We start from the raw sequence: 16,521 nt of genomic DNA, 5'->3' as shown, positions 1-16,521 counted from the left end.
AGCTGTCCGCCACTGCCGGGAGGGTGCTCCTCAGCGGCCCGGATCCGGAGCCGCACCACCCAGCACGAGGAGACACCGTGAGCATCACGACCACCACCCACCTCAACTTCCGCGGCACCGCGCGCCAGGCGCTCGAGCTCTACCGGAGCGTCCTCGGCGGGGACGTCGTCGTCGCCACCTACGCCGACCTCGGCATGCCGGCCGAGGCGCCCGGCGCGGACAAGGTGGTCTTCGGCCAGCTCGAGACCGCCGACGGCCTCCGGCTCATTGCCTACGACGTGCCCGGCCATGACGACGCCGACGGCAGCGCGATCGCCGGCACGACGACGCGCGAGCAGGGCGCGAGCAGGGCGCGACGATCACCGACCGCACCTTCTTCCAGTCGCTGCGGGGCGCGTCCCTCGCCGAGGTCGAGCGCTGCTGGGCGGGGCTCGCGGAGGGCGCGACCGTGATCGAGCCGCTCGCCGCATCCGCCTGGGCGGCGGGCTTCGGGATGCTCACCGACCGGTTCGGCGTGACCTGGGTCATCGACGTGCAGGCGCCGTCCGCCGGCTGACCCGACGGCGACGACGACGAGGCGGCCGACACCCGGAGGTGCCGACCGCCTCATCATGCGCGGGCTCCCGCGCCGTGGCGGGTGGAGGCTGCGCCTTCCTACAGGCGGCCCTCGCACTGGTGCGTCGGGCCGCCCGCGTACTTCACGCACCGCGCGACCGTGCCCTCCAGATGCCAGTGCTCACCGAGGTGGGCCCGGAAGTTGCTCGGGAAGATGCCCCAATCCCTGCTGCAGTCCGGGACCGGGTTGATCGTCGCACCCCAGCCCTGGGCGGTAGTGAAGTCGAGCGAGTTCCACCTGTTTCCCGGGGAGATGGGGATGCAGACCTTGTCGCTCGTGGGCGTGGGCCCGACCTGGACGGCCGTGTACTTGCTGGTCGTGACGAAGAGGTCGAACCCGTCGCCCCAGCCGTGATGCGCGAAGGCCTCGGGCTGCGCGCTCGCGGGCGGCGCCGCGACCGGCAGGGCGGTGAACGCGCCCGCCACGGCCAGAGCGCACGCGATCAGCCGCATGCCGCGGAGAGCGGGACGGCGGGACGCCGGGGGTGGCGTGGAGGAGTCAGGGATCATGGTGGACCTTCCGTGGTGAGGCGGGGTGAGCCGTCGCGGACGCGAGGCGGATGGACGGTAGCCGAGGACCCGGGACCTGCGCGCCCGCCCTCCCCCCGTCCGCCAGGCCACGTGCCGGGCCCCGACGTCGCAGGCCCCGGTCACGCGCGAGGTGCTGCGGCGGGCCGAGCCCGTGAGGGCCCGGCGGCCGGACGTGCACGTGAGTAGAGGCTCGGCACGACGACGCCGCGCCGCGCGGGCATGTCGCTCGTCGTCGGGAAGCGCGCCCGCCGCCCTACCGACCGGCGCCGCGCACCCCCGTCGTGCTCCGGATCCACGCCGCGTCCTGCGAGAGGAGGGCGTAGACGGAGACGCCGTGCGGGTCGTCCCGCTCGTCGCCGAAGCCCTGGGAGCAGAGGGCGCGGACGCGGCCGTCGACCAGGAGCGGACCGCCGGAGTCGCCGTCGTTCGGCACTCCGTTGATGCCCGTGACCTCCTGCGCCGCGCCGTGGAAGCCGTCGACCTCGGCGCCGGTGAGGCGGACGGTGGCCGCGTAGAGCCTCGTCGCCTGCTTCCCGTGCGCGCGGAAGCCGTAGCCCTCGATGGTCCCGGTGCCGGAGGCGGCCGCCCCGGATCGCAGGTCGAGGGGGGCGTACGCCGACAGGGGCGCGGGCGCGGCGAGGTGCATCAGCGCGATGTCGCCCTTCGGGGCCACGACCACGCGGTCCACGGGCGACGCGTCGCCCGAGTCCGTCACCGAGTTCGACTGGTAGACGTCGATGTCGTCGGTGTCCCCCGTGCACTGCCGCGCGGTGAGCACCCAGGAGGCGTCGACCTGCACGCCCGTGCAGTCCTCCTCCCGCCCCGCGGCGATCGTGCCGCCGGTCTCGACGATCTGGACCGCCCACGGGGTGAACGGCGCGACGCGGCCGGCCACGATGTGGGACTGCGCCGGATCCGCGGTCGTCGGCGTGGGCGCGCCGCCCGACAGCCCCAGGGTGATGGCCAGTCCGGCCACGAGCAGGTTCGCGAGCATTCCGTCTCCTTGGTGTTCGATTCGCGCGCGGATCGAGGTCCGGCGCAAGACGCGCGGGAGCCTGCCGTCGCACGGGCACCCGAAGCTGGTCGGTGTTCCACCCGTCCGGACAGGATGGGCGACAGGGGCGGACGCTGCCCGGCGAGTGCACACCCACCGACCAGCGGGAGCTTGCGCGGGGCTATTCGTTTGCGCCCAATGCATAGCTTCTCTAAGCTCGGGCCACACCCTGGGACGCGATCTGCCGATCGCCCTCGCATCGCGTACCGGTCCCGGGGAGCCAGCTGCACCGGATGTAAGACGCGTGAGGTGCGCACCCTCGAGGATCCGGATCGGTGCCGACACCCAGGAGGAACCCCGCATGGGACGCCTGATCTACGACTCGACGAGCCGCACCGAGATGGAGGACCGCGCGCTCGCGCACCTCCAGATCGTCATCACGAACAAGCTCCGCCGCAAGGAGGCCTTCGCCTTCTCGTGGAAGAACCCCGCAGCCGAGGGCGACGGCCGTCGCACCATCTGGATCGCACCGGAGATCCCCGTGGAGTTCGTCTACAGCGGTGGTCGGCCCCCGGCGATCAACGCCGCCTGGGTCGAGGCGCTCATGCAGACCGCGAACACCGCCGCCGGCCTGCACCTCGTCCCGGAGCCGGATCCGGCCGGCTGACCCACGGCGCCGGCGCACCTGGCGAGGCGGCAGGACGCGCGTCAGGCGAAGGCGTAGAGGTCCGGATCCGTCACGGCCGCCGGCAGCCCCTGCCACGTCCGATCATCGTCCTGGTGCTCTCGCACGGTGATGAGGACGGACGAGCGCCCGGTGACCAGGAAGGACACGACCTCGCGGCGCGCGGTCTCGAAGTCGACGAACGCGGCACCCGCCGTCACGGCGGCCGTGAGCTGCGCGCGGAGCACGGCGACGTCCTGGTCGGGGGAGAGGAAGAACGGCTCCCCGTCGATGAGGAGGTGGGTGGATCGCATGGGACCCTGCTTTCTGCCGCGACGGACGGCGGCCTCGGAGATCGAGCACGACCACCCACGGGGTCCAGGCAGGTAGGCCGACACGGCGACGATAGGCCGGCTGCCCGGGGAGCGTCCACGCTCGCGTGAACGCGAAAGGTCTCGTGCGCCCACCGGCCATCCGCGAGCGCGACGGGCCGGGTCGCTGGCCCGCCTGCCGTGCTCGCATGGCCGCGTGCGGGTCAAGCCCCGCGACGATTCGCGGCACCGCCACCAGCATGGGACCCGTGGGAAGGCCCGGCTCGAGCGCTCGGCCGTCATGTGGGGCGGCCACGTGCAGTTCGGACGGTGCACCACGGAAGATGCCCACAGGGGGCTGTTCGGCGATCCGAGCAGCCCCACGAGGCGCACGTCCACACGAGGGGGAACGACATGCCGATGCTCCATCTGAACCGCTACGGCGGTGCGCCGAAGCTCCACTCAGCCGTCGAGTCGACCTTCAGCGCCGTCTGGAACGCCGCCGGCGCCGAGCGCGGTCTCCTGCCCCTGTCCTGGCATCTCGCCGACCCGTGGAGCGGAGCGCACTTCGCCGCATCCGCCGCCGGCCACCCCGAGCAGCACCGCCGGGAGATCGTGGAGTCCTGGATCGTGCAGCTCGGCCTCGTCGACGAGGTGGATCCGCTCACGGAGCCGCTCAAGCGCTGCGGCGACGAGATGGTCTGGACGGGATCCGTCGACGGCGTGACCTTCCAGCTGACCTACCCGGCCGAGGGGACCACGTGGTGGTCGTCGCCGCGGGACGCGGCCGCGCCCGCGGCCTGAGGCACCGCCTCCGGGCGGGTCGCTGACACGGCGGCACCGCCCCCGCATTCGCCACGGGCCCGCATCTCGCCTATCGTTCACCTGAACGATAACGAGGAGGGCCCGTCCCGATGCCATCGATCGTCACCACCCGCACCGCGCTCGCGGACGCGAGCTCGCGCTCCATCCGCGTCGTCGACCGCGCCGCGCGCCCCGACCGACCGGCCGCGCCCAGCCGCCGCGCCGTCCTCGCGGGCACCGCCGGGATCGCCGGCCTCGGCCTGCTCGCCCTCACCGGATGCGCCACCGGCGCGAACAGCACGACCATCCCCGAGGCCGCCGCCACCGGCACCGCCGCCCGCGGGGGCCGCCTCCGCGTCGCGCGGCCGGCCGCATCCGCCGCCGAGACCCTCGACTCCGCCAGCTCGCTCTCGGCGTACGAGTACCTCGGCGCCCTCTACAACCGGCTCGTGAGGCTCGATGAGAAGGGACAGACGATCCCCGACCTCGCCGAGGAGTGGGCGGCGAGCGCCGACGGCGCCACCTGGACCTTCCGGCTCCGCCGCGGGGTGCGCTTCCACGACGGGTCGACCTTCACGGCCGCCGACGCGATCGCCTCCATCCAGCACATCCTCGACCCGGCGACGGCCTCCCCGCAGGGCGGCGTGCTCGCCGACATGATCGGCCCGGACAGCATGTCGGCGCCCGACCCGTACACGCTCCGGTTCCAGCTGCTCACCCCGAACGCGGAGTTCCCCTCGCTGCTCACGGCCTACCAGTGCTACATCGCGCCGGCCGCCGCCATCGGCACGATCGGTCGCACGGGCATCGGCACGGGGCCGTTCCGCCTCTCGTCGTTCCACCCGGCCGGATCCGGCAGCGTCGAGGCCTTCGAGGACCACTTCGCCGGCCGCCCCGTGCTCGACGGCATCGACTTCTCCTCCATCCAGGACACGACGGCCCGCGTCAACGCGCTGCTCGCCGGGCAGATCGACCTCATCTCGCAGACGAACCTCGACTTCGCGACCGCCCGCGTCGTCTCGGCGTCGAGCCGCGCCACCGTCGCACGGGTCGTGGACGCGCAGTGGTACACGATCCCGATGCTCGCCACGAGCGACGAGTTCCGCGACCCGCTCGTGCGGAAGGCCATGAAGCTCGCGTACGACCCCGAGCAGATCGTCGCCACCGCCCTCCAGGGCACGGGCACGCCGGCCCGTGACAACCCGGTGCCGCCATCGCTCGCGGCCTTCGTCGACGTCGACCGCCCCTACGACCCCGACCAGGCGAAGGCGCTGCTCGCGAAGGCCGGCGTGGCGGGCCTCAAGACGGAGATCCACACCTCCAGCTACGAGTCGGTCTTCACGCCCATGGCCGTCGCGTACCGCGACCAGGTGAAGGCCGCGGGCATCGACCTCACGGTGCGGAGCTCCTCCGCCGACTCCTACTACACGGAGATCTGGATGCAGAAGCCGCTCATGGTGAGCTACTGGTTCACCGGCCGGCCCATCGACCAGGTGCTGAACCAGATCTTCCGCACCGGGTCCTCCTACAACGAGAGCGCCTGGTCGAACCCCACGTTCGACGCGCTCCTCGACGACGCCCGCGCCACGATGGACGACGCGAAGCGGCTGATGCTCTACCAGGACGCGCAGCGGCTCGTCGTGGAGGACGGCGCCGACATGACGCCCATGTTCGGCGACCGGCTCGTCGGCATCTCGCGCGACGTCGTCAACTACCGCGAATACGGCTTCGAGTTCGACCACCTGACGATCGGGTTCCGCGCGTGACCGCGTCGCTCGCCGTCGTCCGCCGCATCGGCACGGCGCTCCTCACCATCGTGCTCGCCTCGCTGTTCGTGTTCCTCGCGGTGCAGCTGCTGCCGGGCGACGTGGCGCAGCAGCTCCTCGGGCAGAACGCGACGCCCGAGGCCGTCGCGACCCTCCGCGAGTCGCTCGGCCTCGACCGGAACGTGTGGCTGCGCTACGGCGACTGGCTCCTCGGCGCCGCCCGCGGCGACTTCGGCACCTCGCTCGTGAGCGGGGACCCGGTCGCGCCGACGCTGCTCCTCGCCTTCCGCAACAGCATGCTCATCGCGATCCCGGCGATGCTCGTCGGCGTCACCGTCTCGCTCGCGCTCGGCGTGGTCGCGGGCGTGCGCCGCGGGCGCCGCATCGACTCGGTGATCAGCGTCGTCAGCCTCGTGGTGATGAGCGTGCCCGAGTTCATGGTCGCCACCGTGCTGGTGCTCGCGTTCGCCATCGCGATCCCCGTGTTCCCCGCCGTGGTGCTCCGCGGCAGCGACGCCACGGTCGCCGAGCTCCTGCCCTCGGTGGGGCTGCCCGTGATCGTGCTGACCCTCGCGATGGCGGCCTACATCGTGCGCACGATGCGGTCGTCGACCATCGACGTGATGGCGTCGGAGTTCATCACGACGGCCGAGCTCAAGGGCCTCACCACGCGGCAGGTGGTGTGGCGGCACGCCGTGCCGAGCGCCCTCCTGCCGACGCTCAACGTGGTCGCGCTCAACGTGGCGTGGCTGCTCGGCGGCGTCGTCGTGGTCGAGAACGTCTTCAACTACCCGGGCATGGGCAAGCTGATGCTCGAGTCCGTCTCCACGCGCGACCTGCCGACCATCCAGGCGATCGCCCTCCTGAGCGCCGGCGTGTACGTGGTCTGCAACCTCGCCGCCGACCTCGCCGCCCTCGCCCTCGATCCCCGGCTCCGCACGAGGCAGCGCCCCCGGCGCCTGCCGCGCGGCGCCCGACGGAAGGCCCGCGCATGACCGCCCCCGCATCCGCCCGGCCCGCCGGGTCGAGCCGTCCGACCGGCCCGACCGGTCGCATCCGCGCGTGGCTGGCGCCGCTCCGGGGATCCACCGCGCTCGCCATCGGGCTCGGGCTCATCGCGCTGCACGTGGTGCTCGCGGTGCTCGCGCCGTGGATCGCCGGGCACGACCCCGTGGTCACCGACTCGGGCGACGTGCTCTCCGGCACGACCTGGGCGCACTGGCTCGGCACCGACCAGTACGGGCGCGACATCCTCTCCCGCACGCTCAACGGCGGCCGGTACGCGCTCGTCGTGACCTTCCTCGCGACGACCATCGCGGTCGCGATCGGCACGGTCGTCGGCTGCGTCACGGCGTACGCGGACGACTGGTCCGACGAGGTCGTGATGCGCATCGTCGACGCGCTGCTCAGCATCCCGTCGATCCTCGCGCTGCTCGTGGTGGTGACGGTGTTCGGATCCGGCCTCTGGGTCATCGTGCTCGCCGTGACCGTCGTGTACGCGCCCGCCGTGACCCGCGTGGTGCGGGGCGCCGCGCGGACCGTGATCACGCAGGACTACGTCACGGCCGCCCGCGCCCGCGGCGAGCGCCCGCTGAGCATCGTGTTCCGCGAGATCCTGCCGAACGTGCTCGACGTGGTGCTCGTGGAGTACGCGATGCGCGCGTCGTGGATCGTGCTGCTCATCTCGTCGCTCTCGTTCCTCGGCTTCGGCGCGAACCCGCCGACGCCCGACTGGGGGCTCATGGTGCAGGAGAACCGCACCGCCCTGACCGTCGTGCCCATGGGCACGCTCGCGCCGATCGTCGCGCTCGCGACCCTCGTGATCGGCCTCAACCTCAGCGCCGACGGGCTCAGCAAGTCGCTCGGCGTCGACCGCGCGCAGAAGGGGATGGCATGAGGCCCGGGACCGTCGAGGACACCCTGACCGGGGCCGTGCGCCTCGGCACCGTCGTGCGCGTCGCCGACCTGGCGATCTCGTACTCGAGCGGGAGCGCGGACGTGCCCGTCGTGCGCGGCGTGAGCTTCGAGATCCGCGCCGGACGCGCGCTCGGGCTCGTCGGCGAGTCCGGCAGCGGCAAGTCGACCGTGGCCCGCACGCTCCTCGCGCACCTGCGCCGCGGATCCCGGGTGGTCGGCGGTCGCGTGGAGGTCGGCGGGGACGACGTGTTCGCCCTCTCCCCCGCCGCCACGCGGGAGCTCCGCGGCGGCACGGCGGCCGTGGTCGCGCAGAACGCCGGCCAGTCGCTCACGCCGTCGATGCGCGTGGGCCGCCAGCTCCGCGAGGCGCTCGAGAGCCACGGGCTGCCGAGCGACGACGAGCGGGTGCAGGAGCTGATCCGGCTCGTGCGCCTGCCCGACCCCGCGACCATCGTGCGCCGCTACCCGCACCAGCTGTCCGGCGGGCAGCAGCAGCGCATCGCGATCGCCATGGCCGTCGCGGCGCGCCCCCGCGTGCTCGTTCTCGACGAGCCGACCACCGCGCTCGACGTGGTGACGCAGGCGGCCGTGCTGACCCTGATCCGCGACCTCGCGCTCGAGCTCGGCATGGCCGTGCTGCTCGTGAGCCACGACCTCGGCGTCGTCTCGACGATGGTCGACGAGATCGCCGTGATGCGCGACGGCGTCATTGTGGAGCACCGGCCGACCGCGGAGCTCTTCGCGTCGCCCGCGCACCCGTACACGCGGGAGCTGCTGGCCGCGATCCCGGGCGGCGCGCGCGCGGGATCCGACGCCGCCGCGACACCCGTGCCGGTGCCCGCGCCCCCGGTCGTCGTCGCCGACGGCCTCGTCGTCCGCTACGGCCGCGGCCTGCCGCCGGCCGTCTCGGACGTGTCGTTCACGATCGCGCCGCGCGAGACGCTCGCCGTCGTGGGCGAGTCCGGCAGCGGCAAGACCACGCTCGCGACCGCGCTCGCCGGCCTCGTGCCCACGGAGTCCGGCACCTTCCGGTTCCAGGGCGACGGCGTCGAGGGCGACCTGACCTCCGCGGTCGCGCACCGGCCGCTCGACCTGCGCCGCGCGGTGCAGCTCGTGTTCCAGAACGCGGACACCTCGCTCAACCCCAGGCGCACCGTCGGCGCGGCCATCGCGCGGCCGCTGAAGCTGTTCACCGGCAGCGCGTCGCCGGAGCGCGTGGGCGAGATCCTCACCGAGGTGGGCCTGTCGCCGGACTTCGCCGGCCGGCTCCCCGGGCAGCTCTCCGGCGGCCAGCGGCAGCGCGTCGGCATCGCCCGGGCCCTCGCCGCGGGTCCGCAGCTGGTGATCGCCGACGAGATCACGACCGCGCTCGACGTGCGCGTGCAGGCGGAGATCCTGCAGCTGCTCGCCGACCTGCGGCGCGACAAGGGCCTCAGCTGCCTCTTCATCAGCCACGACCTCGCGGTCGTGCGCGGCGTCGCCGATCGCGTGGCCGTGATGACGGGCGGACGCATCGTCGAGGTCGGCCCGACCGAGCGCGTGTTCGCCGGGCCGAACCACCCGTACACGCGGCAGCTGCTCGACGCGACGCTGGAGCCCGGCGCCACCGAGCTGCCGGTCGTCCAGGACGTGCGCGCCACCTGGCGCGACGCCGCGGGTGGAGGGTGGAGGGAGCTCGGCGACGGGCACCGGATCCGGGACTGGGAGGACGCACGATGACCGACGCCGCACGAGAGACCACCGAGGCCGGAGCCGACGGCGCGGACGGCGCGGACGGAGCCGACGGCGTGACGCATCGCGACGTCTGGATCCCGATGCCCGACGGCACCCCGCTCCACGCCCGCATCTGGGCGCGCGCCGGCGACGGACCCGTCCCGGCGCTGCTCGAGTACCTGCCCTACCGGCTCGACGACTGGACCGCCCCGCGCGACAGCGAGCGGCACCCCTGGTACGCGGCCCACGGGTACGCGTCCATCCGCGTCGACATCCGCGGCACCGGATCCTCCGACGGCCTGTTCGTCGACGAGTACTCCGCGCAGGAGCTCGACGACGGCGTCGCGGTCATCGAGTGGATCGCCGCGCAGGACTGGTGCACGGGCGCGGTCGGGATCTTCGGGATCTCGTGGGGCGGCTTCAACGGCCTCCAGCTCGCGGGCCGCGCGCCCGAAGCGCTGAAGGCCGTCGTCACCGTGTGCTCCACCGACGACCGGTACGACAACGACGTGCACTACATGGGCGGCGCGGTGCTCGGCATCGACATGGCCGCGTGGGGCGCGACGATGTTCGCGTTCAACTCGCGGCCGCCGCGGCCCGAGGTCGTGGGCGAGGGCTGGGTGGAGCGCTGGCGCGAGCGCCTGGATCCCGGTCGGCCGATGACGCCGACCTGGCTCGCGCACCAGGAGCGCGACGACTACTGGCGCCACGGGAGCGTGTGCGAGGACTACGCGGCCATCACCGCGCCCGTGCTCGCGGTCGGCGGGTGGGCGGATCCGTACCGCGACGCCGTGCTGCGTCTCGTGGAGAACGTGTCCGCGCCGGTGAAGGGCGTCATCGGCCCGTGGTCGCACCAGTACCCGGACCGCGGCCTGACGCCCGGCCCGTCGATCGGCTTCCTGCAGGAGACGCTGCGCTGGTGGGACCGCTGGCTGAAGGGCGTCGACACCGGCGTGGAGGCGGATCCCGCGCTCCGCGCCTTCCTCAGCGACTCCGAGCCGCCCGCCACGAGCTACCCCGAGCGGACCGGCCGCTGGGTCGCCGCCGCGTCGTGGCCGCCGCCCGCGTCCGTCTCGGCCTCGCCCGTGCTGCCGCTCGACGTGTTCCACGGTCCCGCCACCGTGGGCGACCCCGTCGTCGTCCGCTCGCCCCAGCACACCGGGCTCGACGCCGGCCGGTTCTTCCCGTTCGGCAACGCCACCGACCTGCCGCCGGACCAGCGCGCCGAGGACGGCCTCTCGGTGTGCTTCGACCTGCTCCTCGACGAGCCGCTCGACGTGCTCGGCAACGTGCTCGTCGACCTCGCGGTCACGAGCGACCTGCCCGACGCGAACGTCGTGGTGCGGCTCTGCGACGTCGCGCCCGACGGCGCATCCACGCTCGTGACGCGCGGGGTGCTCAACCTCAACAAGCGGATCGACCGCGCCCGGATCGACCCGATGGTCCCCGGCGAGGAGGCGGTCGTGCGCGTGCCGCTCGTCTCCACCGGTCACTCCTTCCCCGCCGGGCACCGGCTGCGCATCGCGGTGTCGTCGGCGTACTGGCCGTGGATCTGGCCCCACGCCCGCGAGGCGACCCTCGCCATCGCGCCCTCCCGCAGCGCCGTCACCCTGCCCGTCTGGACGCGCGCGGAGGACGACGGCGTGCGCTTCGAGGCGGCCGTGCAGGCGACGCCGATCGCGATCCAGCGGATCCCCGACGCCTCCGGCCTGCCCGAGCGCAGCGTCTCCCACGACGTGGCGACCGGCGAGTGGACGCTCGACGTCGACCCCGGCTACGGCGGATCCCGGGTCTACCCGGACGGCCTCGTCTTCACCGAGTCGAGCCGCGAGACGTACCGGATCACGGAGGGCGACCCCACCTCGGCCGTCGCGGAGTCGCGGTGGGCCATCGGCCTCGAGCAGGCGGGCTGGCGCGCGCGCCTCGAGACCACCTCGCGCGTGACCGCCGACGCGGACGCCTTCCGCGTCGTCAACACGCTCAAGGCATGGGCGCGCGACGGCGGCCCGGACGCCCCCGAGGTGCTCGTCGCGGACCGCGTCTTCGACGACCTCGTGCCGCGGACCTCGGCGTGACGGCCGAGACGACCGCGGCCCCGGGTCCGATCGCGCCCGCCGGCTCGCCCGCGTCGACCGGGCGCGGCAAGCGCGAGAAGCCCGAGGTGCGGCGGGCGATGATCGTCGCGGCCGCCCGTGCCGTGATCCTCCGCCAGGGCCTCACCGCCACCGGCCTCCGCGACATCGCGGCCGAGGGCGCCGTGTCCGTGGGCACCGTCACGTACCACTTCGGCAGCGTCACGGAGATCCTCGACGAGGTCGTCGCGCTGGAGACCGACCGGTTCTACGCGGGGACCGTCGAGGAGGTCGACGCGGATCCGGATCCGGTGCACGGCATCCGCCTGCTGGTCGAGCCGCTCTTCGACGGCACCGACGCGTCCGAGTCGCACTGGCGGCTTTGGTCGGACTACTGGACCGCCGTCTCGCGGAAGCCCGCCCTCACGCCCGAGCGCCTCGAGCGCCTCCGCGTGTGGGAGGCGTGCCTCGTGCGCACGATCCGCCGCGGCGTCGAGGCCGGCGTCTTCCGGCAGGTGGACGCGCCCGAGGTCGCGCTGAAGGTCGCGGCCTACAGCGACGGCATCGCGACGCAGCTGTCGCAGAAGGTGCCCGGCCTCGACACCGCGCGGGCGCTCGAGTGGATCTGGACCCTCCTCGACGCCGAGCTCGCCGACGGGACGCCGCTCTTCCGCTGAGCCGGGCCATGATGATCGAGGCGACGCGGCCCGAGGGCACGCGGAACGCCGACACGTCACCGCCCACCGCCGAACGCCCGGAGGACCCATGCTCATCGAACCCGTCGACGCCGCCCGCGCGCACGTCAGCAGCCACATCGACCCGGACGACTTCGACGCCTTCTGGTCCGACACCCTCGCCGAGGCCGGACGCCACGACCTCGACGTGCGCCTCGCCCCGGTCGAGACGGACCTCGCGCTCGTCGACGTGCAGGACGTGACCTTCGCCGGATCCGGCGGCACCGACGTGCGCGCCTGGCTCCGCACCCCCGTGGGCGCGACGGGCCCGCTGCCCACCGTGGTCTCGTTCGTCGGCTACGGCGGCGGGCGGGGACGCGCCGAGGAGACCCTGATCTACGCGGCCGCCGGCTTCGCGCACCTGCAGATGGACACCCGCGGCCAGGGCTCGTACTGGAGCGCCGGCGACACCGCCGACCACGGCGAGGCCGGCCCCGCGATCCCCGGCTTCATGACCCGCGGCATCGCCTCCCGGGAGACCTACTACTACCGCCGCCTCTTCACCGACGCGGTGCGCGCGGTCGACGTCGCCCGCTCGCTCGACGTGGTGGATGCGTCGCGCATCGCCGTGCAGGGCGGCAGCCAGGGCGGCGGCATGGCCCTCGCGGTCGCCGGCCTCCGCGACGACATCGCGGCGGTCTCGGCCTACGTGCCGTTCCTCTGCGACATCGAGCGGGCCACGCACATCACCGACGCGTACCCGTACCACGAGGTCGTCGACTACCTGAAGACGCACCGGGGCCGCGGCGAGGACGTGCACGCCGTGCTGCGGTACTTCGACGGCGTCGCGTTCTCGCGCCGCGCGACCGCGCCCGCGCGCTTCTCGGTGGGCCTCATGGACGCGACCTGCCCGCCCTCCACCGTCTACGGCGCCTTCAACTCCTACGCGGGCGAGAAGGAGATCGTCGAGTGGGAGTACAACGGCCACGACGGCGGCGGCATCGACGACGAGCTCGGCACCCTCGCGTTCCTGCGGCGGCGGATGGGGTGACGCGGGCGCTGCCGGGCTCGCTCGCGGACCGGCGCGCGGACCCGCCCGCGGATCCGCTCACGGATGGGGGCGCGACCCGCCCCGGGGTCGGCGGTTCCGCGTAGCCTGGGACCACCTCGCCGGTGGAGCGAGCGGACCGGGAGGACGTCATGCCCCGGCCCCGCATCCGCCCCGCGAAGCCCGCCAAGAGCAGCAAGCCCGGGCCCCCGCCGCCGTCCGTCGCGGCCCGCGTGGCCGCGGATCCGGCGCAGAAGGAGGTCCTCGTCGAGGAGGCCCTGCTGCTCGTGGGCGTGGCGCTCCGGCTGCAGATGGAGAACCTCATCATCCTGCGCACGCTGCGCGAGCGGCGCCCGTTCGACGAGGAGTCGCTCATCGAGGCGCTCCGCGGCGAGCTCGCGGAGCTCACGGGCGAGAAGCGCGGCGAGGCCGAGCGGCTGCGCATGGCCTGCGAGCGCGCGGCGTTGCGCGACGGCAAGGGGCGGCGGCCCGACGACTACCGCGAGGGCGACGTGCCGGGGCTCCGGCTGCGCGCCGAGATCGCGGAGGAGATCGTGGAGCGGCTCGGCGCGCTGTCGCGGGATCCGGAGGCGCTGCGCGAGGTGCTCGTCATCGCGCGCGACTCGGCGCTCGAGCAGATCGTGCGCGCGCGGCTCAGCCCGCAGCTGCTGCCCGGCGCGTTCCCCGAGGAGGGGCGCGACGACCGGGTCGGCGAGCTGCGCGACGAGCTCGCCCGGCTGTCGGCCGAGCGGGCGCGGGCCGAGGAGCGCGCGGGCACGCGGGATCCGGCGCGGACCCGCACGCGGACGCCGGCGCGGGGGCGACCGCAGAAGGTGTGACGGCGCGGCTTCGCCGGCGCCCGCGGCTCAGGGCGCGAACGCGAACCGCGGCTCGACGCGCTCGCCGGTCGCCGCATCCGCCGCGAGGCTGCCGATCAGCGGCGCGAACTTGGCGCCGTGGCCGGAGCAGGGCGAGACGATCGTGATGCCCTCCATCCGGTCGATCACGAAGTCCTCGCTCGGGGTGCTCGTGAACAGGCACGTCGACTCGGCGTACGGCACCGGATCCACGCCCGGCAGGTTGCGGCGCACCCAGTCGACGACGCGCGCGCGGTTCGCCGGATCCACGAGGCCGTCCTGATGCGCGGCCGACGGGATCACGCGCCCGCCCTCGAACTCGGCGACCTTGTGGCCGCGGCCCTCCACGTCGCGGCCGCCGGGCAGCGCGTAGACCTGCATGCGCTCGTCCATGTGGATCGAGGTCGGTACGGATCGGGCGGGCGGGCCATCCCGATACGGACTCTGCCGATACGGACTCTGCCGATACGGGAAGTGGAACACCTGCTCCTGCCGCACGCGCAGCGGCGGGATGCGGTCGAGGGCGGCGCGCGGGAACGGCAGCGCGGCCAGGAGCTCGGGCAGCCAGGCGCCCGCGCCCACGACGACGCTGTCGCCGTCGACGCGGCGCCCGTCGTCGGAGGCCACCCGGAAGCCGGCGCCGGCGCGCTCCACCGACGCGGCCGTCCAGCCCTCGTGCACCACGGCGCCGTGCGCGACGGCCAGGTCGAGCATCGTGCGCACGGCGACCTCGGCGTCGACCACGCCGGCGGCCGGGTGGAAGAGCACGTCGGAGTCGAAGGTCATCTCGGGCCAGCGGTCCTCGGCCGCGCGCGCGGACATCAGCTCGTGGTCGATCCCGACGCGCTCGAGCACGCGCGCGAGCTCGGCCGGGCGGCGCACGAGGCCCGAGTCGACGGATCCGGTCGGTGTCACGATCCGCGTGCCCGTGCTGCGCTCGAGTCGGTCCCAGAGCACGCGGGCGTCGCGCATCAGGCGCACGTAGAAGGGGTCGGGGTAGGCGTAGCGGAGGATGCGCGCGGATCCGTGGGAGCTGCCCCGCATGCTCGCCGGCCGGTCGCGCTCCAGCACCGTGACCTCGTGCCCGCGGCTCGCGAGCTGCCAGGCGGTGGCCGCCCCGGCGAGCCCGGCGCCGATGACCACGTGGTGGGTCGCGCGCCCGCGCCCGGTGGATCCCGTCATGCGGCCAGGCTACGGTCGCGCCCCCGCTTCCGGGTGCCGGGCCCGGGAGCCGTAAGCCCGCCGCGAGCCGTGGGCCGGGCGAGGAGCCGACGGGCATCGGTCCGCGAGGACGGATCCCGGGCGCACCCGCGCCGTTCCCGCCCGCGTGATAGGTCAGACGTTCGTCTGGCGTTCACTCGCGGGCCCTGTGAGCGGCCGCCCTGCCCACGCACGGCGCCCTACCGTCTCCTCGCGGGCTTCTCCCGCCCCGACAAGGAGGTGCGTCACCATGTCACGCCGAACGAAGACGATCCGGATCCCCTTCCCACCGAAGCTCCTCGCGACCCTCGCGATCGGCTCCCTCACCGCCCTCGGCCTCGCCTTCACCGGCCCGGCCCACAGCGCGAGCGCGGAGGAGAGCACCCCGCAGGCACGCGTCGCCGCATCGATCGAGCACGGCCAGCTCCAGCAGGACGTCGGGTCCGGCCGCCTCACGGATGCGACGGCCACCGGCATCGCAGGTCAGCACATCCCCGCGTCGCCCACGGATGGTGCGATCGCCGAGCAGAAGCTCTTCGGCATCCACTGGCCGGAGATCCGCATCCACATCCACATCCCGCTTCCGCCCGTCCACATCCACATCCCGCACATCCACGTCCCGTCCATCAACATCCACATCCCCATCCACGTCCCGCTCCCCCACATCGACCTCCCGCCGATCCACATCCCGCCGGGCGGCCACCGCCCCTGATCGCGCCGGTCGTCCCCACCACCACCCTGTGGAGGTCGCGCCGCGGGCACCAGGCTGGCGTCGCGTCGTCGCGTCGTCGCGACGGCTGCCTGGCGGAGGGCCGGGCCGGAGGATCGCCTCCGGCCCGGCCCTTCGTCGGACCTGCGCTCCACCACGACCGGAGATGCCCGGCGGCGGCGACCGCGGATGCGGGGCCGATCAGTCGAGCGCGATCCCCACGATGACCGCCAGCAGGCCGACCACCGCGAAGGGCAGGGCGGCGAGGTACATCGAACGCGGTGCCGGCTCGTTCGTCCGGGACGTGTGGTTCAGCGTGCGGAAAAAGCCGATCCCCATCCCGATGATGCAGACGATGGTCACGACCTGCAGCGCCTTCGCCAGCGGGTCACCCACGGGCCCGCCTCCGCAGCCGGATCCCCCGCACGGGCGCCCAGCCGAGACCCGCGAGCCCGAACGGCGCGAAGATGCCGGCGCAGAGCCAGGCCGGGGCCTTGCAGCGGAACCCGCCCTCGAGCTCGTCCGTGTCGCCCGCGCCCATGCCGCCTCCGCCCGCGCAGCGTCGGATCGCGGCGTCCCCTCCAGCGTGGCCGACCGGGCGGCCTGGGCCAGTCCCGTCGCTCGAAGCGAGGGATCCGGAGCCGAA

General features: G+C 73.9%; 18 protein-coding genes. 12 read left to right on the top strand and 6 right to left on the bottom strand.

From position 1 onward, the window contains the following. The first annotated feature begins 77 nt into the window (after window positions 1-77). Complete coding sequence (locus tag ACU4ZT_RS00890) at window positions 78-452, top strand: VOC family protein (RefSeq protein ID WP_445338693.1); 375 nt, start codon at window positions 78-80, stop codon at window positions 450-452. 202 nt (window positions 453-654) lie between these two features. Here ACU4ZT_RS00890 and ACU4ZT_RS00885 read toward each other — a convergent pair whose 3' ends face one another. Further along, entirely contained in the window at window positions 655-1,125 is a 471-nt protein-coding gene (locus tag ACU4ZT_RS00885) for a hypothetical protein (RefSeq protein WP_094126813.1), read from the bottom strand. 274 nt (window positions 1,126-1,399) lie between these two features. After that, window positions 1,400-2,140, bottom strand: coding sequence for a S1 family peptidase (locus ACU4ZT_RS00880; protein WP_445337617.1), 741 nt, complete (start codon window positions 2,138-2,140; stop codon window positions 1,400-1,402). A 361-nt stretch (window positions 2,141-2,501) separates the two neighbouring features. On the opposite strand from ACU4ZT_RS00880, the gene ACU4ZT_RS00875 reads away from it, so the two are divergent. After that, complete coding sequence (locus ACU4ZT_RS00875; protein WP_270980815.1) at window positions 2,502-2,807, top strand: DUF7882 family protein; 306 nt, start codon at window positions 2,502-2,504, stop codon at window positions 2,805-2,807. A 41-nt stretch (window positions 2,808-2,848) separates the two neighbouring features. Here the strand turns inward: ACU4ZT_RS00875 and ACU4ZT_RS00870 are convergent, their stop codons facing one another. Further along, window positions 2,849-3,118, bottom strand: coding sequence for a hypothetical protein (locus ACU4ZT_RS00870; RefSeq protein ID WP_445337616.1), 270 nt, complete (start codon window positions 3,116-3,118; stop codon window positions 2,849-2,851). A 411-nt stretch (window positions 3,119-3,529) separates the two neighbouring features. Here ACU4ZT_RS00870 and ACU4ZT_RS00865 point away from each other — a divergent pair, with 411 nt between their 5' ends. From ACU4ZT_RS00865 to ACU4ZT_RS00825, 9 genes are all read left to right on the top strand, one after another. Continuing rightward, window positions 3,530-3,919: a hypothetical protein gene (locus ACU4ZT_RS00865; protein WP_445337615.1), complete on the top strand. Its 390-nt coding sequence runs from the start codon at window positions 3,530-3,532 to the stop codon at window positions 3,917-3,919. Window positions 3,920-4,029: 110 nt separating this feature from the next. Continuing rightward, window positions 4,030-5,685, top strand: coding sequence for an ABC transporter substrate-binding protein (locus ACU4ZT_RS00860; RefSeq protein WP_445337614.1), 1,656 nt, complete (start codon window positions 4,030-4,032; stop codon window positions 5,683-5,685). Next, window positions 5,682-6,680: an ABC transporter permease gene (locus ACU4ZT_RS00855; protein ID WP_094126817.1), complete on the top strand. Its 999-nt coding sequence runs from the start codon at window positions 5,682-5,684 to the stop codon at window positions 6,678-6,680. The genes ACU4ZT_RS00860 and ACU4ZT_RS00855 overlap by 4 nt, the downstream gene beginning before the upstream one ends. Beyond that, window positions 6,677-7,582, top strand: a complete 906-nt coding sequence (locus ACU4ZT_RS00850) for an ABC transporter permease (protein ID WP_445337613.1) — start codon at window positions 6,677-6,679, stop codon at window positions 7,580-7,582. Before ACU4ZT_RS00855 ends, ACU4ZT_RS00850 begins: the two co-directional genes overlap by 4 nt. Beyond that, the gene (locus ACU4ZT_RS00845) at window positions 7,579-9,321 is read left to right on the top strand and encodes a dipeptide ABC transporter ATP-binding protein (protein ID WP_445337612.1); all 1,743 of its coding nucleotides are present in this window, start codon (window positions 7,579-7,581) and stop codon (window positions 9,319-9,321) included. Before ACU4ZT_RS00850 ends, ACU4ZT_RS00845 begins: the two co-directional genes overlap by 4 nt. Next, complete coding sequence (locus ACU4ZT_RS00840) at window positions 9,318-11,390, top strand: CocE/NonD family hydrolase (protein ID WP_445337611.1); 2,073 nt, start codon at window positions 9,318-9,320, stop codon at window positions 11,388-11,390. Before ACU4ZT_RS00845 ends, ACU4ZT_RS00840 begins: the two co-directional genes overlap by 4 nt. Then, entirely contained in the window at window positions 11,387-12,064 is a 678-nt protein-coding gene (locus ACU4ZT_RS00835) for a TetR/AcrR family transcriptional regulator (RefSeq protein ID WP_414748613.1), read from the top strand. Before ACU4ZT_RS00840 ends, ACU4ZT_RS00835 begins: the two co-directional genes overlap by 4 nt. An 88-nt stretch (window positions 12,065-12,152) precedes the next feature. Next, window positions 12,153-13,112 (top strand): acetylxylan esterase, encoded by a 960-nt coding sequence (locus ACU4ZT_RS00830; protein WP_445337610.1) that lies wholly within the window; start codon window positions 12,153-12,155, stop codon window positions 13,110-13,112. 149 nt (window positions 13,113-13,261) lie between these two features. Then, a complete protein-coding gene (locus ACU4ZT_RS00825; RefSeq protein ID WP_254654497.1) occupies window positions 13,262-13,948 on the top strand; it encodes a hypothetical protein in 687 nt (228 codons plus the stop codon). Between the two features lie 27 nt (window positions 13,949-13,975). Here the strand turns inward: ACU4ZT_RS00825 and ACU4ZT_RS00820 are convergent, their stop codons facing one another. Next, window positions 13,976-15,148 carry an FAD-dependent oxidoreductase gene (locus ACU4ZT_RS00820; RefSeq protein WP_445337609.1) on the bottom strand — a complete coding sequence of 391 codons (1,173 nt, stop codon included), beginning with the start codon at window positions 15,146-15,148 and terminating at the stop codon, window positions 13,976-13,978. A gap of 268 nt (window positions 15,149-15,416) precedes the next feature. Here ACU4ZT_RS00820 and ACU4ZT_RS00815 point away from each other — a divergent pair, with 268 nt between their 5' ends. Further along, a complete protein-coding gene (locus tag ACU4ZT_RS00815) occupies window positions 15,417-15,878 on the top strand; it encodes a hypothetical protein (RefSeq protein ID WP_445337608.1) in 462 nt (153 codons plus the stop codon). A 198-nt stretch (window positions 15,879-16,076) separates the two neighbouring features. Here the strand turns inward: ACU4ZT_RS00815 and ACU4ZT_RS00810 are convergent, their stop codons facing one another. Both ACU4ZT_RS00810 and ACU4ZT_RS00805 read right to left on the bottom strand, forming a co-directional pair. Beyond that, complete coding sequence (locus ACU4ZT_RS00810; protein WP_445337607.1) at window positions 16,077-16,271, bottom strand: hypothetical protein; 195 nt, start codon at window positions 16,269-16,271, stop codon at window positions 16,077-16,079. After that, window positions 16,264-16,416 (bottom strand): hypothetical protein, encoded by a 153-nt coding sequence (locus tag ACU4ZT_RS00805; protein ID WP_445337606.1) that lies wholly within the window; start codon window positions 16,414-16,416, stop codon window positions 16,264-16,266. Before ACU4ZT_RS00805 ends, ACU4ZT_RS00810 begins: the two co-directional genes overlap by 8 nt. Between the last annotated feature and the right edge of the window lie 105 nt (window positions 16,417-16,521).

Source organism: Clavibacter davisi (assembly GCF_052751415.1).
The sequence above is the reverse complement of the archived record's forward strand: the minus strand, read 5'-3'. Positions and strand labels throughout refer to the sequence as shown.

Coding starts and splice junctions, on each gene's coding strand:
- ACU4ZT_RS00805 (WP_445337606.1), bottom strand. CDS start 16,416: ATGGGCGCGGGCGACACGGACGAGCTCGAGGGCGGGTTCCGCTGCAAG.
- ACU4ZT_RS00850 (WP_445337613.1), top strand. CDS start 6,677: ATGACCGCCCCCGCATCCGCCCGGCCCGCCGGGTCGAGCCGTCCGACC.
- ACU4ZT_RS00865 (WP_445337615.1), top strand. CDS start 3,530: ATGCCGATGCTCCATCTGAACCGCTACGGCGGTGCGCCGAAGCTCCAC.
- ACU4ZT_RS00820 (WP_445337609.1), bottom strand. CDS start 15,148: ATGACGGGATCCACCGGGCGCGGGCGCGCGACCCACCACGTGGTCATC.
- ACU4ZT_RS00860 (WP_445337614.1), top strand. CDS start 4,030: ATGCCATCGATCGTCACCACCCGCACCGCGCTCGCGGACGCGAGCTCG.
- ACU4ZT_RS00815 (WP_445337608.1), top strand. CDS start 15,417: ATGTCACGCCGAACGAAGACGATCCGGATCCCCTTCCCACCGAAGCTC.
- ACU4ZT_RS00870 (WP_445337616.1), bottom strand. CDS start 3,118: ATGCGATCCACCCACCTCCTCATCGACGGGGAGCCGTTCTTCCTCTCC.
- ACU4ZT_RS00830 (WP_445337610.1), top strand. CDS start 12,153: ATGCTCATCGAACCCGTCGACGCCGCCCGCGCGCACGTCAGCAGCCAC.
- ACU4ZT_RS00840 (WP_445337611.1), top strand. CDS start 9,318: ATGACCGACGCCGCACGAGAGACCACCGAGGCCGGAGCCGACGGCGCG.
- ACU4ZT_RS00845 (WP_445337612.1), top strand. CDS start 7,579: ATGAGGCCCGGGACCGTCGAGGACACCCTGACCGGGGCCGTGCGCCTC.
- ACU4ZT_RS00885 (WP_094126813.1), bottom strand. CDS start 1,125: ATGATCCCTGACTCCTCCACGCCACCCCCGGCGTCCCGCCGTCCCGCT.
- ACU4ZT_RS00875 (WP_270980815.1), top strand. CDS start 2,502: ATGGGACGCCTGATCTACGACTCGACGAGCCGCACCGAGATGGAGGAC.
- ACU4ZT_RS00880 (WP_445337617.1), bottom strand. CDS start 2,140: ATGCTCGCGAACCTGCTCGTGGCCGGACTGGCCATCACCCTGGGGCTG.
- ACU4ZT_RS00825 (WP_254654497.1), top strand. CDS start 13,262: ATGCCCCGGCCCCGCATCCGCCCCGCGAAGCCCGCCAAGAGCAGCAAG.